Genomic DNA, 24,298 nt, shown 5'->3' with positions numbered 1-24,298 from the left:
TTCAGTTGAAACGATTTTGCAGATTTAGCAAGGCCATCGCCGCGATGGCGGCCTCCCCGCCTTTGTCCTTTTGCTTGGGGTCAGCGCGCACAGTGGCTTGCGCTTCGTTTTCAACGGTCAAGATGCCATTGCCGATCGCGATACCGTCCATGGTTAAGGCCATGATACCGCGCGCGCTTTCGCCGGCGACAATCTCGAAATGATAGGTTTCTCCGCGAATAACAACACCAATGGCGACAAAACCGTCATAAATCTGCGCTTCGGCAGCCATTGCAATCGTGCCCGGAATCTCGAGCGCGCCAGGAACGGTTACGACCTCAACCTCATGCCCCTTGGCTTTCAACGCCGCCTTCGCGCCAGCGACAAGCATGTCGTTCAGATGGTCATAAAAACGTGCTTCAACAATTAGAAACTTTGCCATCACTCGCCTCCGGTACCTGGAATAGGCCGCTCGCCTACAATAGAAAGGCCATAGCCTTCAAGGCCAACCAGCGTGTGGTGGGTGTTGGTGAGCAATATCATGTCCTGCACGCCGAGTTCAGTCAGGATTTGTGCGCCGCCGCCATAATCCCGCAGTTCTTCGATCTCAGGCGCGCCAGCTTGCTTGCCCTCTGCGCGCAACTGCATGAAGCGGGACACAATGCCCTTCATCGGCTTATTAATGACCACAATAACGCCAGCGCCTTCGGCGGCTATGGCCTCCATTGAGCGCGAAAGCAGTCCTGAACGTTCGTTTTCTTCACCAAACACGTCAACGAACATCGACATGGTGTGCATGCGCACCAATGTCGGCTTTTCAGAATCAATGCGCCCCTTGACCAAAGCAATGGTCTCATCGCCCGTCGCTTTATTGTAAAAGGTCATAGCCGACCAGTCACCGCCCCAACGGCTGCTGAACTTCATCTCCGCGCGCTTTTCGACCAAATGGTCGTGCTTGCGGCGATAGGCAATCAAATCGCGGATCGTCCCCATTTTCAAATTATGCATACGGGCGAAAGCGACGAGGTCGTCCATCCGGGCCATTGTGCCATCGTCTTTCATGATTTCACAAATCACGCCCGACGGGTTTAGGCCCGCAAGCCTGCTGATATCGACAGCTGCTTCGGTATGTCCGGCGCGCACGAGCACGCCGCCATCACGGGCCGTCAGTGGGAAGACATGACCCGGCGAAACAATGTCGTCAGGCCCCATAGAAGCATCCACAGCGACGGAAATGGTCCGCGCCCTGTCAGCGGCGCTAATGCCCGTCGTGACGCCCTCACGGGCTTCTATGGACACTGTGAAGGCGGTTTGCATGCTCTCGCGGTTTTCGCGTGCCATTGGCGTCAAGCCAAGCTGCTCACAACGCGCCTTGGTCATCGAAAGGCAGATGAGGCCACGGCCATGCGTTGCCATAAAATTGATCGCGTCTGGCGTCGCCATCTGCGCCGGAATGATCAGGTCACCTTCGTTTTCCCGGTCCTCGTCATCGACGAGAATATACATCCGGCCGTTCCGGGCCTCTTCAATGATTTCCTCAATCGGCACGAGCGCTGGCGTATCGTCGTTGGAGAACAAATAGCTCTCCAACTTACGCAGGGTTTCAGCGGTCGGGTTCCAGCCCGGCTCATCCAAGTCGCGCAAGGTGTTGGCATGAAGGCCAGCAGCGCGGGCCAAGCCGGAACGTGACAAGCCACCGTCATTGACGAGGCTACGAAGTTTAGTGATCAATTGTGTGCTCATGATTCGTTATTTTCACATCACGATGTGATTGTCAAAGTACATATTCACATCAATGTGAGCAATTGAGGCTATAGTCTTTCATTGAATGGATAAGTTCAGGCGGTTATGCCATCACAAGGAGAACCAAATATGGCATCGACAATCTGGGTAAACAAACAGGCGCTGGCACAAACGGAGGTGCATGACGCGGCATTGCCGCCGCTCAGCGAAGGCGCGGTTCGTTTGCGTATCGAAAACTTCTCCGTCACCGCAAATAACATCACTTACGCGGTCATCGGGGACCAGTTCGGCTATTGGAACTTCTTTCCAGCGGAAGGCGATTTTGGCGTTGTACCAATGTGGGGCCATGCAATGGTCGAAGAATCGCATTGCCCCGATATTGGGGTTGGTGAGCGGGTCTATGGCTATTTACCGATGGGGACGCATCTCGATGTTCTGCCTGGCAAAGTGAGTGCTGGTGGTTTCACCGACATGGCCGCGCACCGGCAACCCATGAGCCCAATCTATAACCAGTATAGCCGCCTTGCCGTTGACCCTGAACATGACCCCGCCAAAGAAGCGGAACGTATGTTATTCGGACCTTTGTTCAAAACTGGCTTCCTTATTGAAGCCATGCTCCGCCGCGAAGGCTGGTTTGGCGCAGCAAATCTTATCATCACTAGCGCGTCATCCAAAACGGCGATGGGTCTTGCAAGCGTTGCGAAGGATTTATCGTCCACCATAAAGCGCATCGGCCTGACCTCGAAGGGCAATATGGACTTTGTCGTCGGGACTGGCCTTTACGACGAAGTCAGGGCCTATGATGACATTAGCGACCTACCCCCAACCGCATCGGTATGCGTCGATTTTGCCGGTAACTCGCAGCTGCTGCGCGCGATCCACGAAAGGCTGGTGAGCCATCTTAAATACAGCTGCTTGGTCGGAGCCACCCATATTGACGCACGAGGGCTAAACAGCTCTGGCGCAAGTGGCGGTGAAATGCAGGGACCGAAGCCCATCCTGTTCTTCGCCCCAGATCACGCGGTTGCAACTATTCAAGAACTTGGACCAAAAGGTTTTGGCGAAGCCGTAGGCCGCAGTTGGAAAAGCTTCCTAACCGCGGCCGATGGCGTGGTAGAAATCGAAATAAGCGCCGGACTCAAGGCTGCCCAAACAGCCTTTCTAGAGACCCTTCAAGGCCGGACAGACCCACAAAAGGGTATCATCATTCAGCCTTAAAAATCCGCCCATCCTTCATCACGAAACGTACCGATTTCAATGTAGTGATGTCCGCTATGGGGTCACCTGTTACGGCAATCAAATCTGCAGCTTTGCCTGGTTCTAGCGATCCCACCTCTTTATCAACGCCCAATAAGGTCGCGGCATTCATTGTCGCGGCCTGAATAGCGGCACTGGCGGGCATGCCATGCTTCACCATCAATTCAAATTCGTCTGCGTTCCGGCCATGCTTGGAAACGCCGGCATCTGTACCAAATGCAATTTTAACGCCTGCGGGATAGGCCTTGGCAAGGCTCTTGCCAGTCACACCAATGCGCCATTGCACTTTCGCCAGAACGTCGGGTGGATAGGCATTGGGATTGGCCGCCAGCCGTTCAAGATAGCCATTTACCGTGGACAGCGTCGGCACATAAAAAGCACCTGCGGCTTTGAACAATTTGATGCTCTCGTCTGTCAACATGGTGCCATGCTCAATCGAGTCCGCGCCAGCGGCTAAGGCGATGTTCACGCCATCGTCGCCATGGGCGTGCACCGCAACTTTCTTACCATAAAGATGCGCAGTATCGACCAAAGCCTTGACCTCGTCATCGAACAATTGCCGTCCAAGCCCCGCACCAATGCGGCTATTCACGCCGCCGGTGGTTGCGATTTTGATTACGTCCACGCCGCGCCGGACCTGTTTACGTATCGCCTGACGGCAGCTTTCAACGCCATCACACAGATTTTCCTGACCGATACTGGAATGCAGGTCTTCGGAGACTGAGAGCGTTGCATCCATATGCCCGCTGGTCGTTGAGATCGAACGGCCAGCGTCGATGATCCTGGGCCCGGGAAGTTCGCCCGCAGCGACCGCATCGCGCAGGGCGAGCGTTGCACCTGTACCGTCGCCCATATTCCGCACCGTAGTGAAGCCAGCCATCAACGTTTTCTTTGCGTTACCCGCAGCACGATACGCGGCACGTGCAGGACTGTCGGTAACGGCCTCAATCAGCGCTGCATTACCGCCAGCGTCACTATCCAAATGCACATGGCTGTCGATTAACCCCGGGAGGACAAATTTGTCTTTCAGATCGACCAGCGTCGCACCTGCTGGCCCCTGCTGATGTCCAGACAAAAGTTCAGCGATTTTGCCGTTGCGAATAATGACGGTAGATGGACCACGTGGCGGGCTTCCTGGCTTGTCCAATAGCTTACCAGCATGGATCACAGTAACCACATCACCAGGTTGCGCGGCCACAGATGTACTCGCCAGCAAGGCTGCGCCTAATGAGACAAAAACGACTTTCTTCATGCTTTTCAAACTCCCCTGTCGGTGCGATGCCGTGTGCCTTTTGCTGGCGGGTTCTGCGGTGGCCCGGCAAAACATTGCGCAATCCCCATCCACTGATGCGCGACTTCGCCTGTGACTTCAAGCGCTGTGTCTGCAATGTTGCGGCATTGGGTGACGACTTGACAAAATTCTGTCGCTTTACCCGAAATCATGCCACTTTCGGAGGGCTCGCCATATTCCCAAACCGCGCCAGATGGCGCGAATAGACGCAACTTCGGCATCGGGCCAGGTGGCTCGATGCGGCGATTTTTCCATGTGAAGCCCCATGTGTTCACACCAAGTCGTACGATATTTCCAATCCGGTCAGTGTCCTGCCGTTCAACGCCAAGCACATCGTAAACGGCCTGGCCATGTGCCCAAGTTTCCATGAGCCGCGCCGTGATTGAACTGAGTGCGCTCATATCCGGACCGACCCATTTGAGACGAAGCTTAGGATCCGCCTCAGAAAATGCAAAGGCAGTAGCTTTTGCACGCTCTATCCAAGTGTTTCGCAATGCATGGCCCGAAAGACCTTCCAGATAGCTCGCCTCAAACTCAGGCAACTTACCCCCGCGAACGCCAGCCATCATCGCGGTAACAAACGCGCCAAACGCTGCCTCGTCATGCAACGACAGGTCCACTGCGATATTCCAGACGTGCAAATGGCGGATGATGTTGTTGATGGTCCAACCCTTGAACTGGGTTGGGGTTTCAAAATCACCCTCGGACAAAAGTGTCATCATTGTGCTTAACACTTTACTTTCATCCAAAAAATCAATTGCCTGTTGCATTGTCATTCCTGTTTCAATTGGTTTACGCAGCGGCCTTCAAAGCGGCCGTTTTTGCCAATATGCGAACACATCGTCCTGAAGCTTTCGGATATGGGCGTGCGCTTGCGGCCCCGTCCATTCACCCTGATAATCCGTCCGCCCTGTCCACCAGCCCTGCCCGGGCAAGCCATCACCTTCACGCACCACGAGCACCGCGAGCGCAGGGGCGCCTTCGCCAGCCGTGATCTGGTCTATCTTATCCAGCGTCTTGCACACTGCCCGCATTTTGGGCCGTGTGAAGCGGAAACCAAGGTTCAGCAAAAGCTCGGAATAGCTAATCGCTCGGGCTTCACGCCCACATTGCTCCAATATGCCCTTGATACGTGCAACATCGTGCAGCGCAGAAACGTCGGCAGCTGGATCGCTTAGAAATTCTTCGAGGACCGGGTCCAAGTCAAAATCCTACAGATAGTCACGCCGCAAATCATGCATGACAGCATAGAACTCCTCCATCACCTCATCGATGATTTGCTTGGCAGGTTTCACCGTGTCAATGCGTCCGGCCACTTGTCCGGAAAGCGCAACTGCAGCCTCCATGTCGCCGCCGAAATACAAATCAAGCACACCGCGCATTTCGGCCATGATGTTGTCCGTTGGTTCAAGATCCAGCTTCGTTGTTCGTTCCGTGCGCAAGGCACGTAATGCCGGCCCCGGTCCATGGCGGTTGAGGAAAAGCGTGTCGGTTTCTTTCGCGTTTATGATGGCGTCTTTCCAGTTATGATGCACTGGTGATTCCGCTGCACTGACCATCCGCGTCCCCATTTGCACCGCCTCAGCGCCGAGTGCGAATGCCGCTGCCATTGTCCGACCGCAGACAATTCCGCCAGCGGCCACAATAGGCACGTCTACTTTGCTTCGGATGAGCGGCAGCAGGACCATCAACGCGACGTCCTTTGGATTTTTGAAACCACCGCCTTCGCCGCCTTCGACAACAAGACCGTCCACACCAGCATCAATGGCCTTCAACGCACCAGCCAAGGTTGGCACCACATGAAACACCGTAAGCCCCGCAGCCTTCAGCGGACCGCAATATTTATTGGGGTCGCCAGCTGATGTAGTAACGAACTTGATACCTTGGTCGACCACAAAGTCCACAATGCCCGGATCACGGACAAAGGCTTGCGCAATGTTCACCCCAAAGGGCTTATCGGTAAGTTCGCGCATTTTGATGATTTCGGCGCGCACTTCATCCAATTCACCCGAGGATGTTTCGATGATGCCAAGCCCGCCTGCATTCGATACCGCCGATGCCAGTTGCGCCCGCGCAATCCAACCCATTGGCGCCTGAATAATGGGATACTCGACGCCGAGCAGGTCGGTCATGCGGTTCTTCATCGGTTTCATATCAACGTCCAATCTGACTGGTGCGGATGTTTAACTGGCCAGCAAGCCCTGCTTTGCGATGGATCTCAATGGCTTGATATTCAGGCGACGACACCATTTTCTGCATAGCCGCTAGAGACGGGTATTCGACCAAAGCGATCATGTCCCATTGGTCCTCAACTTCACCGATCATCATCCCAGTAACGTTACCGGCGTAAATCTGGCGGCCACCGACGGCAGCCAGGCAAGACTGAATGGCCTTGCCGTAGCGGGCATAAGCCGCAGCGCCCGACAGATCGGCATCGCTGCCATCGGCATATTCCGCTTTGTCTTTGAACTTCAGCAAATTGGCCATGACAAACGGCCCGTTCTCTGGACCGCCGAAAAATGACGTAGCCTGCGCCATTGATGGAAATATCGCATTTTCGACACGCATGATGACAACCTCTCCCCGCTGATTTAATCACGTGCTTAAATCAGGACTGTGACATTGTAAAAGTGATTATGCGCTAAAGTGGTAGGCACGTATCCAAGGGTGTTTTGCAGCATGCCGCATCTAGAATCGGCTGTGAAAGAGGTCAGCGCCTGTCTGACAAACTAGCTATTTATGCAGTTTACGAAACGATCCTGATATGCGGTTGGGCAAGCGTTTGCGCCGACGATTTTTTGCCTAGCCCACGAAAAATTGTTTCAACAATCGTTGCAAGCTTCTCTACCTTCAACTTAGCGGTGCCAACGTAAAAAAGCGCGTCCGGGTTGGTGTAGCACTGCACCATCTGGTTGATTAATGACACTGTCTCATCAATCGAGAGGCCTTCAAAGTAACCCTGTTCCATCGCCTCTGCGACAATCAGGGAGAGATAATGATCTCCCAGATCCACATAGCCGCGGACAACCTCAAAATATTGCTGCCCAATTTCCAGGTAACTTTTCAGTAGATCGGGTTCTGCTTCATATTGGTCGACCATCGCGAGGTAACGACGCGCAAAATATTGATACATCTTGTCTTGAACGGGCAGATCGGATTCAGTTACCTCAACCATTATTCGAACTTTTTCGGCAAAAAAGCGCTCGGCCACAGCCTCAAGCAACGCTTCTTTATTATCGAAAAAGCGATACAGGTTGGATGGCGACATACCCGCGGCGGCCGCCAGATCTGTCATCGAAATGTCTACAGCACCACGCTTGCGAACCAAGTCTTCGACAACTTCCAGCAATGCTGTTCTTCCGGCATCAATGTCGGTCTGTGGGCGCGCCATCTCATATCCTGTATTACATACACATTACAGTTTAATGATGTATGACAAAAAACTTCAATTTTCAATCAATCAAATGTAAATTGTCCCTGCGGCTCAGCACCATGTGCGATTTCATTAAGGTCGACCAAACCGGAAAGTGTCAGCCCAAGAAGTCTTACCCCCATCTCAACTGGAAGTATTTGCTCAAGCAACGCATGGCCAAGTTGCGCAATAGCCGCACGATCCGTCAACGCTTGCCCAACAGTACGGGATCGCGTGATTGTCCGGAAATCCGAAAAGCGCGCCTTTAGCACCAACGTCCTGCCCTGCGCTTGGCTCCGCTCTATGCGGTCCCATACGACATTTATTATCTCTTCTAGAGCATCGTGCAGTTCGGCAGCGCTCCGTTTATCATCAAAATAGGTACTTTCTGCCCCGATAGATTTGCGCACAGCATTTGCGATGACAGGACGGTGGTCAATGCCACGTGCAGCCCAGAACAGATAACCGCCCCAACTGCCGAAATGCTGCGCCAACCACGCTTCATCCTTGAACGCAAGGTCCGCACCCGTATTCACGCCGAGCTTTGCCATCTTCTCAGCGGTGCGCGGCCCGACACCGTGAAACCGGCGGACCGGCAGGCTGGCAACAAACTCAGGGCCTTGATCCGGCAAAATGACGCACATTCCATCGGGCTTATTCTGATCGCTGGCCAGCTTTGCAATGAACTTGTTGTAGCTTACACCGGCGCTCGCGGTAAGGCCTGTCTCTTGGCGGATTGCTGCGCGGATTGCCTTTGCAATCTTGACTGCGGATCCGATGCCTTGCTTGTCATGAGTGACATCAAGATAGGCCTCATCCAGCGAGAGCGGCTGGATAAGATCGGTATACCGCGTAAAAATATCACGAATTTGGCGGGAGACAGCTTTATAGGCTTCAAACCTTGGCTTGACGAAAATCAGATCGGGGCATTGCCGTTGCGCCGTGACCGATGGCATCGCCGAGCGCACACCGAACGCACGCGCTTCATAGCTTGCCGCAGCTACGACCCCCCGCTTGGATGAACCGCCGACGGCAACAGGTTTACCACGCAAATCGGGATTATCACGTTGCTCAACACTGGCATAAAATGCATCCATGTCGATATGGATTATCTTGCGGATGAGAGTTGGATCCCCTTCCATCGCAGACTAGCCCTTAACAACCTTGCGCGATCCGCAATGCTTTGCGGTCACACTTACCGGTCATTGTTTTGGTAAGAAAGCCATGATCGTGACATTATGACGCGTGATACCAACCAACGCTATCACGGATTTCACATTTTATCCGTCCGGCAAAATGTAAATGCCGCAAATGCGCCTGCGCCTCGCCCGCAGCTAAGCCATAAACGCTATCGTCAATCTCACGGTCAAACAGCAATGAAAACGTGTCAACAGCGCGCATTTCGGCGTTACGCAAGGCCGATTCAAGCTTATCAAGCCGCTCATGATGTCCCGAGGCAAGCTTGTCCAAACGGACATGCACGCCGGTAAAGGGCTCGCCATGCGCAGGCAGCACCAACATATCCGCGGGCAAAGCCGCACGGAATTTCGCAATTGATGCCAGCCATTCGCCCAGCGGATCCGCTTCTGGTTCGCTATCCATGACCGATACGTTTGATGTGATACGTGGCAAAATCTGGTCGCCAGCGATGATCATATTATTATCAAAATCGACAAGGCTGGCATGTTCTGGAGTGTGGCCACCGCCCGTCATAACTGTCCAGTCCCGCCGCCCAACGCGAATAATTTGCCCATCTTCCATGCGCACATGCCCTGTCGGCAGTCGCGACACCGCGCGGGCAAATCCTCCCCACCCTGCCTTGCGCAGCTTATCAATGCGCGCCTCATCAAAACCAGCAAATCGGCGGTTGTTGAGAACTTCCTCTGGCGGCTGCTCCAACTGTTCGCTGGTCAGCATCCGCGCCATCAACCATTCAGTGCGGTTCATCCAGATCGGAACCTTGAACTTATTGGCCAGCCAACCCGCGCAGCCGACGTGGTCGGGATGGAAATGGGTTACAAAAATTCTCTTGAGCGCGCGATCAGCCAAGGCACCAGCAAACATCGCCTTCCATTGTTCAATCGTCGCCGGCATAAAAAGGCCAGTATCCGCGATGGCATAGCCGCCATTAGCTTCATCCAACAGCCATAGATTAATGTGCGCCAAGTTTCCAGGCACAGGCATCCGCGTCCAACCCATATCCGATGCAATGGGGTAAATTTCGCCATATTGCGGCGCATGATCGCCTAAGGGGTAAGTTAGCCCCTTAAGCTCTTTTGCCTCAAACCCATGGTCGGCAAGCGACGCGTCATATGCAGGGGGTGTAGGAATTACCATCCCCCCGCCGTGCCTTAATCAAGCGATTAAGGCAATCATGACGTTGCGATTATTCGCCAGCTTTTTTGAACAGCGTGTCGGCGGTCAATTCTGCCTTGCCAGCATTTTCGTCTTCGCCATTCAGCGCAGCTTCCGCGCGACGGGCAGCTTCTGTACGTTCTGCGCGCAATTCTTCGATTAAAGCGTCACGATCGGTTCCAAGGCGCGCGTCATTAGCAGCGGTGTTATCGATACCGGCTTTCTTAGCGGCGCGGTTCACTATCGCATCCAGCTCGCGCTGCGATGTAAGGCCAAGAGTTACTGGATCCTTCGCCTGAATTTCAGCGATGTTCCAGTGGCTACGCTCACGAATGGCCGCAATTGTATTGCGCGTCGTGCCGATCAACTTGCAAATCGCACCATCCGAAATTTCGGGGTGATTGCGCAAAAGCCAAGCGATGCCATCGGGCTTGTCCTGACGCTTCGATACTGGCGTGTAACGCGGGCCCTTTGTGCGACGAACCTGATCTGGTCCCTTTGACATTTTGAGGACATAATCCTCATCCGCCTGACCCTTTTCAATTTCTTCCATCGCCAGCTCGCCGGCGTGCACAGGGTCACGGCCGGTGTATTTCGAACCGGTCATGTCATCAGCCATAGCCTGAACTTCAAGAATATGAATACCGCAGAATTCAGCGATTTGCGAGAAGCTCAAACCCGTGTTGTCGACCAACCAAGCGGCTGTCGCATGTGGCATCAAAGGGGTGGCCATTTCATTTGCTCCAATAATAAGGGCCGCCCCTTACGGAGCGGCCTGAAAATGTTAACCAAGCATTAGGCGAAGTTTGCCATATCGGCAAGCGACAATGCGCGTTTGGACTTGCACCCGCTGCACCACCCGTGCATTCCAGAGCAATAATTGGGGGAAGATATGCTGCGTTTGATCAAATGGCTCGTCATTTTATTGCTTGTCGCCTTGGCTGCGCTGTTTTTCTGGGGCTATGCCCCAGATACGGACGCCGCCCAGATGGAGCGCAAATATAGTAACGCCGCTTCGCGCTTTGTCGAATTGAAGCCTGGTCTGCGCATACATTATCGTGATGAAGGTAAATCCGATGACCCCGCTCTCGTTCTCATCCACGGTTCAAACGCCTCACTGCATACGTGGGAGCCATGGGTCAAAATTCTCGGTAAGAACTATCGCATTATCTCGCTTGATCTTCCTGGGCATGGGCTGACTGGAAACAACCCCGCAGGTGTCTACGACAACGCATCTTATGTTAACGTTGTGGACCGTTTATTAGCCAAGTTGAATGTTGAAAAAGCCGTAATTGGCGGCAATTCGATGGGCGGCGGCGTGTCGTGGCTATATGCATTGGAACATCCGGAGAAGGTCGAAGCTTTGTTATTGGTGGATGCCAGTGGCCAACCTTATGCAAAATCAGGAGAATTACCGCTTGGTTTCCGATTGATGCGCATGCCTGTCATAAAAGAAGCCGCACGTTTCATTGCACCCCGCAGCATTTTTGAATCGAGTGTAAAAACGTCGATGAGCGTTCAATCGAAAATCGACGACAAGCTCATTGATCGCTACTGGGAATTAAACCGCTATCCCGGCAACCGCGAAGCAACGATGCAGCGCTTTGCAAGCCCCCGAAATATGGCACCTGGAACAAAAGAACGGCTCTCGGCCATAAAAGTGCCAACTTTGATCTTGTGGGGCGCCGAAGATAACTTAATCCCTGTTACATCGGCCAAATGGTTCGCCGAAGCCTTGCCGCAGGCGAAGCTGGTCATCTACCCTAATGTAGGCCATATCCCTATGGAGGAAATTCCCGAGAAAAGCGCCAATGATGTCAAAATTTGGCTGGATGGCGTGACGGTGAAAGCACCTAAGCTATAAACGCGCTTATACTTCCAGCATGATTTTCCCGACATGTGCACCGGATTCCATATAGGCATGTGCGGCGGCGGCTTCGGCAAGCGGGAAAATCTTGTCCATTTCGGGACGCAGCGCTCCTTCGCAAACTATTGGCCAGACCTTCCCTAATAATTGCTGCGCAAGCGATGCCTTAAAGGCAGGGGTTCGAGGACGTAGCGTTGACCCAGTCAGCGTCAGGCGGCGTGACATGACATAGGCCATGTTGATTTCCGCTGTCATCCCGCCCTGCACCGCGATAGTGACGTGCCGCCCGTCTTCACGCAAGCATTGCAGATTTCGAGAGACATAGTTCCCTGCGACCATATCGAGCACAAGATGTGCGCCCTCTCCACTTGTGAGTGCCTTCACACGTTCGACAAAGTCGGAACTATTATAGTTGATGGCATGATCAGCACCGATTTTTTCCGCTGCTGCGCATTTGTCGTCGGAACCACAGGTGACAATCACAGTTAGGCCGAAAAGCTTGCCCAGTTTGATCGCCATAGTGCCAATTCCGCTGGTCCCTCCGTGAACGAGCACGGTCTCGCCAGGAGAGGCATGGCCCCGCTCAAACAGGTTATGCCAGACAGTGAACATTGTTTCAGGCAGGGCGGCCGCTTCAACCATCTCCATACCTGATGGAACCGGTAAGCACACATCCATCCGTGCAAGGCAATATTCGGCATAACCACCGCCCGATACCAAAGCGCAGTAACGGTTGCCGACAACAGTCGTGTCGACATCATCACCCACGGCAACGACGGTTCCCGACACTTCAAGCCCCGGCAGATCGCTTGCCCCTGGAGGCGCAGGGTAAAGCCCTTTGCGCTGGATAACGTCAGGCCTGTTAACGCCCGCATAAGCTACTTTTAATAGCACTTCACCTGCACCCGGAACTGGCAGAGGCCGCTGGGACGCCACAAGCACTTCGGGCCCGCCCGGCGTCGATATTTCGATTGCGGTCATGTGATCCGGTAACTTTACCATTACTTTGTTATCCCTTTTGAATGACCGGCCTTTTAGGCAAGCTTCATATTGACAGCAACCGCCCATCGGTAAAATATGCGGTATGGATATTGATGAAAACCTGCCGCGCCGGCGCGACGATCCTTTAGGCAATCTTGTTACGCAGGATATTGATTCCCTGTCCGTGGCGGAACTTGACGCACGTATCGCTTCACTAAAGGCAGAAATTATTCGCTGCGAAGGAAAAATCGCGTTCGCCAGCAAGCATAGAAGCGTTGCTGACGCATTATTTAAAAAGTGATGAATGCTCGTCTATCGTTAAGAAAAACCCGACAGATACCGTTATCTGCTCCATCACGCTTGAAAGCGCCGAAGGCCAAGCCGATATAAGTTTAAGAAGTTGCAGCGACTCATAGGGAGACGAAGTTATGCCATCATTTGCAGAGTCGCTGGAAGCCACGCTTCATAACGCATTGAAGCATGCTGGCGATCGCGCGCATGAATATGCAACGCTGGAGCATCTCCTGCTGGCGCTGATTGACGATGCGGATGCTGCGAAAGTCATGCAGGCTTGCGGCGTCGATCTTGGCGAACTTTCGGACATCATCATCACATATTTGGATACCGAGCTGGAAAGTTTGCGCGTGGAGGGCAAGGTTGACCCATCCCCGACGAGCGGGTTTCAACGTGTCGTTCAACGCGCGATATTGCATGTCCAAAGCTCCGGCAAAGATGTCGTAACCGGCGCAAATGTCCTTGTCGCTTTATTCTCGGAGCGTGAGAGCTATGCCGTTTATTTCTTGCAGCAGCAGGATATGAGCCGGCTTGATGCCGTATCTTATATTAGCCACGGCATCGGCAAGGACGGCAAGTTCTCTGAACCTCAATCCGTATCCGGCACTGAGCAGAAAAACGACGAGCCAGACGACACCAAGGTGAAAAAGGACAAGAAAGAAAGTGCGCTGGATCAGTTCACAGTCAATCTGAATGAAAAAGCCAAGCTGGGCCGTATTGATCCCCTGATCGGGCGTGCTGCCGAAGTAGACCGTACGGTTCAAATTTTATGCCGCCGGTCTAAGAATAACCCCCTTTATGTGGGCGAACCGGGCGTTGGAAAGACAGCGATTGCAGAAGGCCTTGCCCGTCGCATCGTTGAAAATCAGGTGCCAGAGGTTCTGTTACCCGCAGTGATTTATTCGCTCGACATGGGCGCTTTGCTGGCTGGAACGCGGTATCGCGGTGACTTTGAGGAGCGGTTAAAGGCGGTCGTGTCAGAGTTGGAGAAACTGCCGGATGCAATTCTGTTCATCGACGAAATTCACACGGTCATCGGCGCGGGTGCAACAAGCGGCGGGGCGATGGACGCATCTAACTTACTAAAGCCGGCGTTGTCAGGCGGGACAATCCGTTGCATCGGTTCGACAACTTACAAGGAATTCCGCAACCATTTCGAAAAGGACCGCGCATTGCTGCGCCGGTTCCAGAAGATTGACGTCAACGAGCCAAGCATTGAGGACACGATCAAAATCCTTGCGGGCTTGCGCAGCGCATTTGAAGAGCATCACAAAGTTAAATACACCCCCGATGCCATCAAGGCCGCAGTGGAGCTGTCCTCACGCTATATCAACGACCGTAAACAGCCTGACAAGGCGATCGACGTCATTGACGAGGTTGGCGCCATGCAGATGCTTGTCGCACCCTCAAAGCGCCGAAAATTGATCACCGCCCGCGAGATTGAGGCGGTTATAGCTACCATCGCCCGTATCCCGCCAAAGCAAGTGTCGTCAGATGACAAGACTGCGCTCGGCACGCTTGAGGCGGATCTCAAACGCGTCGTGTTTGGTCAGGATAAGGCCATTGAAGTGCTTGCGAGCGCCATCAAGCTCAGTCGCGCCGGACTGCGCGATACCGAAAAACCAATTGGCAGCTATTTGTTCAGTGGACCGACCGGTGTCGGTAAAACCGAAGTCGCGCGGCAATTGGCTTCTATCCTTGGTATTCCGCTCAAGCGGTTTGACATGTCGGAATATATGGAACGGCACAGCGTGAGCCGTTTGATTGGTGCGCCCCCAGGCTATGTTGGCTTTGATCAAGGTGGACTGTTGACCGATGCTGTCGACCAAAGCCCGCATAGTGTGCTGTTGCTCGATGAAATCGAAAAGGCGCATCCCGACCTGTTCAACATCCTGTTGCAAGTGATGGATAATGGCCGTTTGACCGATCACCATGGCAAGACCGTTGACTTCCGCAATGTCATATTGATCATGACAACCAATGCGGGTGCGAGTGATATGGCAAAAGAAGGCATTGGTTTCGGCAACAACATCAGCAAGGAAGACGCTGGTGATGAAGCCGTTAAAAAAATGTTTGCGCCGGAATTCCGCAACCGCCTCGATGCCACAGTGCCCTTTGGATATTTGCCAACCGACGTCGTCGCGCGCGTTGTCGACAAGTTCATTTTGCAACTGGAGTTGCAGCTTGCCGACCAGAATGTGCATATCAAGCTTGATGACGAGGCACGTGCATGGCTGACCGAACGAGGTTATGACAAGCTTTACGGCGCGCGTCCGATGGGCCGCCTGATCCAAGAAAAAATCAAGCAGCCGCTGGCGGAGGAGCTATTGTTTGGCAAACTCGTGCATGGCGGCGAAGTTGCTGTACGTATCAAGGATGGCCAGCCCGTCTTTGAGGTAACGCCAGCGCCGCCCAAGTCGGTCAAACCTAAGCCGCTGAAGAAAAGTGCTGCTAAAAAGCCGAGCAAAGCGGGTTAATTGGGCGGCCCTTCGTCGCAGGGCCGCCTTATCATTGCCCAATTGGTAACAGTTGGGCTGAAGCGCCAATTCCATTAAACAATTCGGGCTCCGTTCCAGTCATCCAGACTTGCGCGCCCGTATCGGCCAACAACCCAAACAACGCAGCGCGTCTTGCCGGGTCGAGATGCGCAGCAACCTCATCAAGCAACAAAATTGGCGGCGCATCACGTTGGACCGATACGAGCGCCGCGTGCGCAAGAATGAGAGAGAGCAACAACGCCTTCTGTTCTCCTGTGGAGCATTGCTCAGCGACCTGTCCTGAGGCGCTGTGCAATACTTCGAGATCAACGCGGTGCGGACCAAGCAAAGTGCGCCCGGCAGCAGCGTCACGGCTACGTCCCTTGCGCCATGCAGATGCAAGATCGTCATCGGCAGGCACAACCTTATCGACCAATTTTATCTGCGGCGTGGCAAATGGCCCGGACGGAGTCTTTAGCAATTGGCCACTCAATGCATTAACGACCAAAGCGCGCGCGCCCTGAATGGCATTTCCACTCTCGGCCATCTGCGCCTCAAGCGCATCTAACCACAGTGGATCGGCGGGAACTCCGCTCGCCAAAAGTCGATTACGTTGTTGCATGGCCTTTTCGTATCGACTGCTGTGCCGCGCGTGGCCGGGGTTTATCGCTAATACCAAGCGATCCAAAAACCGACGTCGCGCGGCTGCCCCATCCGCAAACAACCGATCCATCGCCGGGGTCAGCCAGATGACCGACAGCCATTCGGCGAGGCTGTTTATCGCGGCGTTGCTTTCATTCACACGGACCTTGCGCCGTTCAGGCTGTTCTGCGCTCACACCCGTGCCGATGACATTGCCCCCGACCTCCGCGACAATCGCAAAACCGCCGCTGCCGCCGTTGCGTAGCATGTCTGACATGGCTGCCCGACGCAAACCTCGTCCAGGTACCAACAGCGACACTGCCTCAAGAATATTCGTTTTGCCCGCACCATTTGTCCCGTGAAGCGCAATGAATTGCGCGTGCGGCCGAATTTCCAGCGCAGCATGATTTCGAAAATCATTCAGGGTCAGACGCGACAAAGCCATAATCTGCGTCTGCTATAGTATGGCCACTTCTGGTCAAGCGGCTATTGGTATTTCATCGTCCCCAAATATTGGCATTATTTCCCAATATATGCAGTTATACCGATATAGTGAATCCCTTAAAAATTAACTAACTTATTGATATTTAGTTTTATATTCATTTTGGCACATGCTGTGCAAAGTAGTTTGCATAGCCGGAATGATCCGGGGCATCTCAAAGGTAATCAACATGACACAATATGCACGCACACAAATTCTATCGTTTTGCGCAGCCGTTATCTGCGCTTTCATCACCATCGGAACTAGCGTGGCACCTGCTGTAGCTCCAGCCGCAGCCATCATCGCGTAACACAGCACCGCATTTCACATTTAAGGAGAAATTTAATGGCACGTTTGACACTTGATAAAACCAACAAGAAAATTCTCGGCGTTTGTGCGGGCCTTGCCAACTGGACGGGCATGGATGCCATGATCATTCGCTTGATCTTCGCCGTTGCAACGGTTGTTGGCTTTGGTTCACCTGTTTTGATTTACATTTTGCTGGCAATGATACTGGACTAATTTAAATTATGTCGCCGTCATTACCTTTGCAGGGCACGCCAAATCGACGCGATCGACCTATCAAGGTAGCCGGGTTTACGCCGCCGTAAACCCGGAACCTATTGGATCAAGCAACCTTCCGCACGAACACGGAACCCGCCGAATATCCCGCGCCGAACGAGCAGATCAAGCCAATGTCCCCTGCAGTTAGGTCTTCATTATGCTTGTGAAAGGCGATGATGGATCCTGCGCTCGAAGTGTTGGCATAGGTATCAAGTACGGTGGGACTTTCGTCCTCATTAGCTTCATGCCCCAAAACTTTTTGTGCAATCAATCTGTTCATGCCTGTATTGGCCTGATGCAGCCACATGCGGCGTAGATTTGATCCAGATAGGCCTAAGCTTTCGGCATGTTCAATGATCATTTGTCCGACCATCGGCACAACCTCCTTAAACACCTTCCTGCCCTCTTGAACGAACAGCTTGTCATTGCGCGGCCCGCTTTGGTCGACCGGACCCTGCCCGTGTGCACGGTTAAGGAAACCAAAATTGTTACGGATATTGTTCGAAAATTGCGTTTTCAGCCGTGTGCCTAAAATTTCCCAATGTTGCGCAGGCGCGATGTCCTTTGCCTCAACCAATATAGCTGTAGCTACATCACCAAAGATGAAATGACTGTCGCGGTCGCGCCAATTAAGATGTCCTGAAGTTATTTCCGGATTTACGACCAATACCGAACGCGCATTACTGCTACGGATATAGTCAGCAGCGGTTTGAATACCGAACGTCGCCGAAGAACAAGCAACGTTCATGTCGAAGCCAAAGCCGCGCTGCATACCAAGCTCATGTTGGATCTCGACCGCCATGGCAGGATAAGCGCGCTGCATATTTGACGCTGCACATAAGACGGCATCGACATCTTCAATGCTCCGTCCGGCACGCTCCAAGGCATCCCGGCACGCCGCAACACCAATTTCGGCCATTAACGAAATCTGGTCATTTGGACGTTCGAGGTAACGTGGCTCCATGATATCAGGGTCCACGATTGCGCTTTTATCCATCACATGCCGAGATTTTATCCCGCTAGCCTTCTCGACAAATTCAACCGAGCTATGCGTGAGTGGTTCTGAATCGGGGTTGGCTGCATTGTAGCGGTCGGCGTAGGCATTGAAGCTCGCGACCAATTCCTCATTGCTGATAGTATCCGATGGGGTAAATAATCCGGTCGAAGAAATGACTGGAGTGACACCCTGTGCATGTTGCGACATGTAAATTCCCGCGTTGATTTTTATTGCGAGCAGATGCCTAGCCTTTGCGTATTTGCGAAACAAGCCGTTTGAAATGCATAGTAACGGCGTTATGTGAGCGATGGGGGAGGAATATCTTAATGTCGTTGAATGAACGCCAGCCTAGCTGGTTGTCTCGGCTATTCAGGCGGGCACTGGTAGGAATTTACAAAAGCGCAGGTTGGCATGCCCATGGCGTGGTACCTGAACCGCGTAAATTCGTACTGATCGCTGCGCCGCACACGAGCAACTGGGATTTTGTCTATTTTCTAGGGCTCACCGACGATTTAGGAATTAAACCACATTTCATGGCCAAAATGTCGCTTTTCCGATGGCCATTTACAAACTTCATGCTCGATATGGGCGGGGTTCCTGTCGATCGCAGCTCAAACCGAAATTATGTGCAGCAAATGATCGATGAATTCGGTCGCCGCGACGAATTCATGCTAACCATCGCGCCCGAGGGAACGCGCGGCACGGTCAAGGCTTGGAAAACCGGCTTTTATCATATCGCAATGGGAGCGGGCGTACCCCTCGTGGTCGGCATGATGGATTATGGTTCAAAAACTGGTGGGCTTGGTCCAGCAATCTGGCCAACCGGCGACTATAAAGCGGATATGGCGAAGGTTGCGGAAATCTATGCGAAGGTTAAACCAAAGCACCCTGCCAAAGGAATGACAGAGATATTTGCGAAGGACGATGCATGACTGATTTTGGTTCGACGATGCTTATCAATGCTGTGGCATTGCTAACCGTGATTCTTGCCTTATGGGCTTACTCCGTCAAAATTCGGGATGTGTCATTCATTGATGCCTTTTGGGCATTCGGGATGGTGTTACTGGCCTGGGCGACTTGGACGCAATCAAACGCGCCGGACGCGCGGTCCCACCTCTTGCTTGGTCTGACAAGCCTTTGGGGCCTACGCCTCACCTTTCATCTGTGGACACGCTGGCGCGCGCATGGCGAAGATCCGCGCTACGCTAAAATCATGGGCAGCGTGATGGAAAAGAAAGGCTGGAGCTGGAGCAAGACGTCATTGCTCTCCGTGTTTCTAACACAAGCACCTCTGCTTTTCATAACCTCCCTACCCGCGCAGCTTGGTATCTGGGCAAGCGAAGGCGGGTACACATTGCTGGGCCCTTTGGCATTAATCGGCACAATCATTGCGATCATCGGCATATTGTTTGAAACCATCGGCGATTCGCAACTTAACGCATTCCGCGACAATCCGGCTAATAAAGGCAAGGTTCTGGATACGGGCCTCTGGCGCTATACGCGCCACCCCAATTATTTTGGCGATGCTTGCACATGGTGGGGCATTTGGCTCATCGCTTGCGAAACAGGGCTCGCGGGATGGATCAGCATTATTGGCCCGATATTCTTGACATTCACCCTGACGCGATGGTCGGGGAAGCCATTATTGGAGCGCGGCATGAAGAAGACGCGGCCCGAATATGCCGATTATGTCGCCCGCACATCAGGCTTCTTTCCGCTACCGCCAAAGCGGAAATAATCAGGTGATCACTCCAAACAGGTCGTGCTCGTCAGCATCTTCGATATTGACCATCACGACATCGCCAGCCTTCAAAGTTGCCGCGACATCGCGCAGATAGACATTTCCGTCGATTTCAGGCGCATCGGCTTGCGATCGACCAGTCGCACCGATGCTGTTGTCTTCATCCATGTCGCCGATTTCGTCGATGATAACGGGAATGTTGCGACCAACCTTTGCCGCAAGCTTAGCTGCGCTGATAGCAGCGGTTTTCGCCATGATACGCTGGAACCGCTCTTCCTTAACTTCTTCAGGCACTGGATTAGGTAAATCATTGGCCTTTGCACCGTCGACAGGTTCAAAACGGAACGCACCAACGCGATCTAACTGCGCTTCTTCGAGCCAATCGAGTAGATATTCAAAATCGGAATCGGTTTCTCCGGGAAAGCCGACAACAAAACTTGAACGTATCGCGATGTCAGGCGCAATACCCCGCCAATTGCGGATGCGTTCAAGTACCTTGGCCTCATTTGCTGGTCGCTTCATAGCCTTAAGGACATTCGGCGCCGCATGTTGGAACGGGATATCGAGATACGGCGTTAAATACCCTTCCGCCATTAACGGAATGACATCATCCACATGTGGATAGGGGTAAACATAATGCAGCCGAACCCAAGGCGCGATGCCATCGCTGGTGCGTAAACTGCCCAATTCACGCGCTAGGTCGGTCATATGCGCCCGAACCTGACGCCCCTTCCATTCGCGCGGCTCATGCCGCGTATCGACCCCATAAGCTGATGTGTCTTGCGAGATCACCAGCAGTTCCTTGGTACCCGCAGAAACAAGCTTCTCCGCCTCACGCAGCACCGCGTCAATCCTACGACTGGCAAGCTTTCCGCGCAAAGACGGAATGATGCAAAAGGCGCAGCTGTGGTTGCAACCTTCGGAAATTTTCAGATAGCTGTAATGGCGCGGCGTCAGCTTTAATCCGCCTTCAGGTACCAGATCCACAAAAGCACCGCGCGTAGGCGGCGCTGCCTCATGGACCGCTGATACGACATCCTCATATTGATGCGCACCCGTAATTGCTAAAACATCGGGAAAGCGCGCGCGAATAACATCGGCTTCCTTTCCCATGCAGCCTGTCACGATAACACGGCCGTTTTCAGCAATTGCCTCGCCAATGGCTTCGAGGCTTTCTTCCTTTGCAGAATCGAGAAAACCACACGTATTGACGAGCACAACATCGGCACCCGCATAATCGGGCGATAGGCCATAGCCGTCTGCACGCAGCTTCGTGAGAATCCGTTCGCTATCGACGAGCGCCTTGGGACAGCCAAGCGATACCATGCCGACTTTCGGCGCTGCTTTAATGATTGTTGCCATGATGGCCGGCGCATAGCGCGTTTCCGCACGCTTGTCACGGCTAGCGAACAAGCGCATGAATCATGCGTCTTGTGATAGGAGAGAACATGATGGCGAACGCGAATTTGTTAGCGATATTGGTAGCCGCAGTAACGGGATTCCTGATTGGTGGCCTGTGGTACGGCCCACTGTTCGGGAAAACATGGATGGCAGAGCATGGGTTTACCGAGGAGCAATTGCGTAGCAGTAATATGCTAAAAATCTACGGCCTGACCTTCGCCTTTTCAGTGCTTTCAGCCATGTTTCTTGGACATTTATTGGCGTTTTTTGATACCAATACGCGTTCGACGCTGATGATATCTGTTGGAGTTCCGCTTGGCTATATCATCCCCGCCATCGGCACCAATTACTTATTTTCGCGTAAGTCAGGCCGGTTGTTCGCCATTGATGCCGGATATTGGATCGTGTTCTACGCGGCTATGGGCTTGGTCTTCCTAATTCTTGGGCATTAGGGTGATGAGCACAGAGCGCGGCTTCAAAAACTATATCTTTGCTTCAAAGCAGCTAACGATTCATGGTGTGTTAGATCAAGTTGGAGAGGCGTGACAGCAATATAACCGTCTTCAATTACTTCAAGGTCGGTATCATGGCCCGGCGTATGCAGCATGCCGTGCAGGCCAAACCAATAATAATCATATCCGCGTGGGTCCGTACCTTTGACAATTGAGCCGCGACTATAGTCGTGAAAACCCTGACGGGCTACTTTGATCCCCTTGACGTCTTGCGGCAGCAGAGGCGGAAAGTTGATATTGGTCAATGTCCGCGGGGTGTCTGGCATATCAAGCAGCGGACGCAAGACGCGTTCACCCCATGCTTCCGCCGCCGAGAAAGGCACAGCGTCGGCCATGCCTTCCTTGCTGTAGACCTGACTCAGTGCGATGGAACGAATTCCCGCCAACGCCCCTTCCATCGCAGCAGAAACAGTGCCGGAATAGGTAATGTCATCACCCAAATTAGCGCCACGGTTGACGCCGGATAAGATCAGGTCAGGCTTTGCATCCTTCATGATGACGCCAATGCCGAGCATCACAGAGTCGGTCGGCGTGCCAGCGACGGAGTAATGCTTGTCCCCATGCTGGCGAATGCGCACGGGTTTGGTGAGCGTCAGCGAATGGCCGGCGCCGGAATTTTCCTCCGCAGGCGCCACGATCCAGATATCATCGCTGATCGTGCGGGCAATTGCCTCCAACACCTTAAGACCTGGCGCACTCACGCCATCGTCATTGGTCAACAATATGCGCATCAGGCGGTCGGCTCCAACTTTGTGAGGCCGCCCATATAGGGCAGCAAAGCGGTCGGAATGATGACACTGCCGTCGGCCTGCTGATGATTTTCAAGCACGGCAACGAGTGTGCGGCCAACCGCAAGGCCAGACCCATTCAGCGTATGGACGAAGACATTGCCCTTGCCTTCGGCTGGACGGTAACGGGTATTCATCCGCCGTGCCTGCCAGTCACCGCAGTTCGAGCAACTGGAGATTTCACGGTATAGCCCTTGTCCCGGCAACCAGACCTCTAGATCATAGGTCCGCCGCGCGCTTGCACCCATATCACCCGTGCACAGAAGCATCTTTCGATACGGCAATTCAAGCGCTTGCAATATACCTTCGGCGCTTTCCACCATGCGTTCATGCTCGGCCGCGCTATCTTCGGGCCGGACGATAGAGACTAGCTCCACCTTCTCAAACTGGTGCTGGCGAATAAGGCCCTTGGTATCGCGGCCCGCCGCACCCGCTTCTGAACGGAAACATGGAGTCAATGCAGTAAGCCGGATTGGCAAAACACTTTCGTCCAAAATTTGTTCTCGCACGCTGTTGGTCAGAGAAACTTCAGCCGTTGGAATGAGCCAGCGGCCATCGGTGGTCTGGAAATTATCTTCGGCAAATTTAGGAAGCTGCCCGGTTCCAAACAAAGATTCCTGTCGCACCAGATAAGGCGTAGCGCATTCTGTATAGCCGCGCTGCGCTGTCTGATGGTCGAGCATGAACTGACCAAGCGCGCGGTTCAAGCGCGCCATCTGCCCGCGCATAAAGGTGAAGCGCGCGCCCGAAATGGCTACACCAGTTTCAAAATCAAGGCCAAGGCCGGGGCCGATATCAGCGTGGTCGCGGGGTTCGAAATCAAAATCGCGCGGTTCACCCCAGCGAGCAATTTCAACATTCTCAGCCTCATCTGCGCCATCGGGGGTGTCCGCAGATGGCAAATTCGGTAAGCCTGCAAGCAAGGCGTCGAGTTCCATGCCCGCCGCACGTTCGCGTTCTTCCAACTGCGGCAAAATATCTTTCAACTGGGCAACTTCGGCCTTTAACGCCTCGGCGGTTACGGTATCGCCCTTGCCCATCGCTGCTCCAATAGATTTTGACGCATCGTTGCGGCGGGCCTGCGCATTTTGCATCTCAGTCAAGATTGCGCGCCGATTTTCGTCCATAGAAAGTATGGATGCAGCAACGGGTTCAGTACCTCGGCGCATAAGCGCGGCATCAAAGTCAGTTGGATTTTCGCGAATATATTTTAGGTCATGCATGGCGGCAGGCTATGCCCCGCGAATGGTGGTTTCGCAATGAAAAAGGGGCATTTGCAGATGCATACATTTGTGCAGTGCTTCCATATTTGCCACCTGCCGCGCACTTCGCGGTCCGATCCGTTTCTATACATCGTCCATTTCCACAATTTTTGTCCAGTTGAGGACAATTCGCGCCATTTGGCGCTTGTGCCGTATTTGGCCCGAGTCTATAGCGCCGCCAAGAGTGGATAGGACGCAGACTTCTTCGTTCTGGAGGGCCTGCCCTAGGGTGGAGAAAAAGGATGGGCGTCAGC

25 protein-coding genes are annotated in these 24,298 nt (G+C 53.3%); 8 read left to right on the top strand and 17 right to left on the bottom strand.

Annotated features, from left to right (window positions below):
- Nucleotide 1 precedes the first annotated feature (1 nt).
- Together ribH and ribB are read right to left on the bottom strand one after the other, a co-directional pair.
- A complete protein-coding gene (gene ribH / locus ACILP4_RS06455) occupies nt 2-421 on the bottom strand; it encodes a 6,7-dimethyl-8-ribityllumazine synthase (protein WP_395619920.1) in 420 nt (139 codons plus the stop codon).
- Nucleotides 421-1,722 carry a 3,4-dihydroxy-2-butanone-4-phosphate synthase gene (gene ribB, locus ACILP4_RS06450; protein ID WP_395619919.1) on the bottom strand — a complete coding sequence of 434 codons (1,302 nt, stop codon included), beginning with the start codon at nt 1,720-1,722 and terminating at the stop codon, nt 421-423. The genes ribH and ribB overlap by 1 nt, the downstream gene beginning before the upstream one ends.
- Before the next feature lie 129 nt (nt 1,723-1,851).
- On the opposite strand from ribB, the gene ACILP4_RS06445 reads away from it, so the two are divergent.
- Nucleotides 1,852-2,940 (top strand): DUF2855 family protein, encoded by a 1,089-nt coding sequence (locus ACILP4_RS06445; RefSeq protein ID WP_395619918.1) that lies wholly within the window; start codon nt 1,852-1,854, stop codon nt 2,938-2,940.
- Here ACILP4_RS06445 and ACILP4_RS06440 read toward each other — a convergent pair.
- From ACILP4_RS06440 to ACILP4_RS06400, 9 genes are all read right to left on the bottom strand, one after another.
- Nucleotides 2,927-4,231: an amidohydrolase family protein gene (locus ACILP4_RS06440; RefSeq protein WP_395619917.1), complete on the bottom strand. Its 1,305-nt coding sequence runs from the start codon at nt 4,229-4,231 to the stop codon at nt 2,927-2,929. The two genes, ACILP4_RS06445 and ACILP4_RS06440, sit on opposite strands and share 14 nt — an antisense overlap.
- Nucleotides 4,232-4,236: 5 nt before the next feature.
- The gene (locus ACILP4_RS06435) at nt 4,237-5,040 is read right to left on the bottom strand and encodes a TIGR03084 family metal-binding protein (RefSeq protein WP_395619916.1); all 804 of its coding nucleotides are present in this window, start codon (nt 5,038-5,040) and stop codon (nt 4,237-4,239) included.
- A gap of 36 nt (nt 5,041-5,076) precedes the next feature.
- Nucleotides 5,077-5,472, bottom strand: coding sequence for a ribose-phosphate pyrophosphokinase (locus ACILP4_RS06430; protein WP_395619915.1), 396 nt, complete (start codon nt 5,470-5,472; stop codon nt 5,077-5,079).
- 9 nt (nt 5,473-5,481) lie between these two features.
- On the bottom strand, nt 5,482-6,423 hold the full coding sequence (locus ACILP4_RS06425; protein WP_395619914.1) for an NAD(P)H-dependent flavin oxidoreductase: 942 nt from the start codon (nt 6,421-6,423) through the stop codon (nt 5,482-5,484).
- Between the two features lies 1 nt (nt 6,424).
- Nucleotides 6,425-6,838, bottom strand: a complete 414-nt coding sequence (locus ACILP4_RS06420; protein WP_395619913.1) for a DUF1330 domain-containing protein — start codon at nt 6,836-6,838, stop codon at nt 6,425-6,427.
- 178 nt (nt 6,839-7,016) lie between these two features.
- A complete protein-coding gene (locus ACILP4_RS06415; RefSeq protein ID WP_395619912.1) occupies nt 7,017-7,661 on the bottom strand; it encodes a TetR/AcrR family transcriptional regulator in 645 nt (214 codons plus the stop codon).
- 65 nt (nt 7,662-7,726) lie between these two features.
- The gene (dinB, locus tag ACILP4_RS06410) at nt 7,727-8,824 is read right to left on the bottom strand and encodes a DNA polymerase IV (protein WP_395619911.1); all 1,098 of its coding nucleotides are present in this window, start codon (nt 8,822-8,824) and stop codon (nt 7,727-7,729) included.
- A 94-nt stretch (nt 8,825-8,918) separates the two neighbouring features.
- Nucleotides 8,919-10,019: an MBL fold metallo-hydrolase gene (locus ACILP4_RS06405; protein WP_395619910.1), complete on the bottom strand. Its 1,101-nt coding sequence runs from the start codon at nt 10,017-10,019 to the stop codon at nt 8,919-8,921.
- A 49-nt stretch (nt 10,020-10,068) separates the two neighbouring features.
- The gene (locus ACILP4_RS06400; protein ID WP_395619909.1) at nt 10,069-10,770 is read right to left on the bottom strand and encodes a DUF1013 domain-containing protein; all 702 of its coding nucleotides are present in this window, start codon (nt 10,768-10,770) and stop codon (nt 10,069-10,071) included.
- Between the two features lie 159 nt (nt 10,771-10,929).
- Here ACILP4_RS06400 and ACILP4_RS06395 point away from each other — a divergent pair, with 159 nt between their 5' ends.
- Nucleotides 10,930-11,901, top strand: a complete 972-nt coding sequence (locus ACILP4_RS06395) for an alpha/beta fold hydrolase (RefSeq protein WP_395619908.1) — start codon at nt 10,930-10,932, stop codon at nt 11,899-11,901.
- 6 nt (nt 11,902-11,907) lie between these two features.
- Here the strand turns inward: ACILP4_RS06395 and ACILP4_RS06390 are convergent, their stop codons facing one another.
- Entirely contained in the window at nt 11,908-12,906 is a 999-nt protein-coding gene (locus ACILP4_RS06390; RefSeq protein ID WP_395619907.1) for an NAD(P)H-quinone oxidoreductase, read from the bottom strand.
- Nucleotides 12,907-12,988: 82 nt separating this feature from the next.
- Here ACILP4_RS06390 and ACILP4_RS06385 point away from each other — a divergent pair, with 82 nt between their 5' ends.
- Both ACILP4_RS06385 and clpA read left to right on the top strand, forming a co-directional pair.
- Nucleotides 12,989-13,186, top strand: coding sequence for a DUF1192 domain-containing protein (locus ACILP4_RS06385; RefSeq protein WP_395619906.1), 198 nt, complete (start codon nt 12,989-12,991; stop codon nt 13,184-13,186).
- Between the two features lie 127 nt (nt 13,187-13,313).
- Complete coding sequence (clpA, locus tag ACILP4_RS06380) at nt 13,314-15,656, top strand: ATP-dependent Clp protease ATP-binding subunit ClpA (protein ID WP_395619905.1); 2,343 nt, start codon at nt 13,314-13,316, stop codon at nt 15,654-15,656.
- 31 nt (nt 15,657-15,687) lie between these two features.
- Here the strand turns inward: clpA and recF are convergent, their stop codons facing one another.
- Nucleotides 15,688-16,743, bottom strand: a complete 1,056-nt coding sequence (recF, locus tag ACILP4_RS06375) for a DNA replication/repair protein RecF (RefSeq protein ID WP_395619904.1) — start codon at nt 16,741-16,743, stop codon at nt 15,688-15,690.
- Between the two features lie 381 nt (nt 16,744-17,124).
- Here recF and ACILP4_RS06370 point away from each other — a divergent pair, with 381 nt between their 5' ends.
- Nucleotides 17,125-17,301 (top strand): PspC domain-containing protein, encoded by a 177-nt coding sequence (locus tag ACILP4_RS06370; protein ID WP_395619903.1) that lies wholly within the window; start codon nt 17,125-17,127, stop codon nt 17,299-17,301.
- Between the two features lie 106 nt (nt 17,302-17,407).
- On the opposite strand, the gene ACILP4_RS06365 is transcribed toward ACILP4_RS06370, so the two are convergent.
- Complete coding sequence (locus ACILP4_RS06365; protein ID WP_395619902.1) at nt 17,408-18,547, bottom strand: beta-ketoacyl-ACP synthase III; 1,140 nt, start codon at nt 18,545-18,547, stop codon at nt 17,408-17,410.
- A 119-nt stretch (nt 18,548-18,666) separates the two neighbouring features.
- Between ACILP4_RS06365 and ACILP4_RS06360 the strand changes: the two genes are divergently transcribed.
- Together ACILP4_RS06360 and ACILP4_RS06355 are read left to right on the top strand one after the other, a co-directional pair.
- The gene (locus tag ACILP4_RS06360; RefSeq protein ID WP_395619901.1) at nt 18,667-19,272 is read left to right on the top strand and encodes a lysophospholipid acyltransferase family protein; all 606 of its coding nucleotides are present in this window, start codon (nt 18,667-18,669) and stop codon (nt 19,270-19,272) included.
- A complete protein-coding gene (locus tag ACILP4_RS06355) occupies nt 19,269-20,078 on the top strand; it encodes a DUF1295 domain-containing protein (RefSeq protein ID WP_395619900.1) in 810 nt (269 codons plus the stop codon). Before ACILP4_RS06360 ends, ACILP4_RS06355 begins: the two co-directional genes overlap by 4 nt.
- Here the strand turns inward: ACILP4_RS06355 and rimO are convergent, their stop codons facing one another.
- Nucleotides 20,079-21,443, bottom strand: coding sequence for a 30S ribosomal protein S12 methylthiotransferase RimO (rimO, locus tag ACILP4_RS06350; protein ID WP_395619949.1), 1,365 nt, complete (start codon nt 21,441-21,443; stop codon nt 20,079-20,081).
- An 86-nt stretch (nt 21,444-21,529) separates the two neighbouring features.
- On the opposite strand from rimO, the gene ACILP4_RS06345 reads away from it, so the two are divergent.
- The gene (locus ACILP4_RS06345) at nt 21,530-21,934 is read left to right on the top strand and encodes a DUF1761 domain-containing protein (RefSeq protein WP_395619899.1); all 405 of its coding nucleotides are present in this window, start codon (nt 21,530-21,532) and stop codon (nt 21,932-21,934) included.
- Between the two features lie 23 nt (nt 21,935-21,957).
- Here the strand turns inward: ACILP4_RS06345 and surE are convergent, their stop codons facing one another.
- Together surE and serS are read right to left on the bottom strand one after the other, a co-directional pair.
- On the bottom strand, nt 21,958-22,725 hold the full coding sequence (gene surE, locus ACILP4_RS06340) for a 5'/3'-nucleotidase SurE (protein WP_395619898.1): 768 nt from the start codon (nt 22,723-22,725) through the stop codon (nt 21,958-21,960).
- Nucleotides 22,725-24,005, bottom strand: coding sequence for a serine--tRNA ligase (gene serS / locus ACILP4_RS06335; RefSeq protein WP_395619897.1), 1,281 nt, complete (start codon nt 24,003-24,005; stop codon nt 22,725-22,727). Before serS ends, surE begins: the two co-directional genes overlap by 1 nt.
- Nucleotides 24,006-24,298 lie beyond the last annotated feature (293 nt).

The organism is Sphingorhabdus sp. (assembly GCF_044239045.1).
Taxonomy (GTDB): domain Bacteria; phylum Pseudomonadota; class Alphaproteobacteria; order Sphingomonadales; family Sphingomonadaceae; genus Sphingorhabdus_B.
This window is presented reverse-complemented; position numbering and strand designations above follow the sequence as displayed.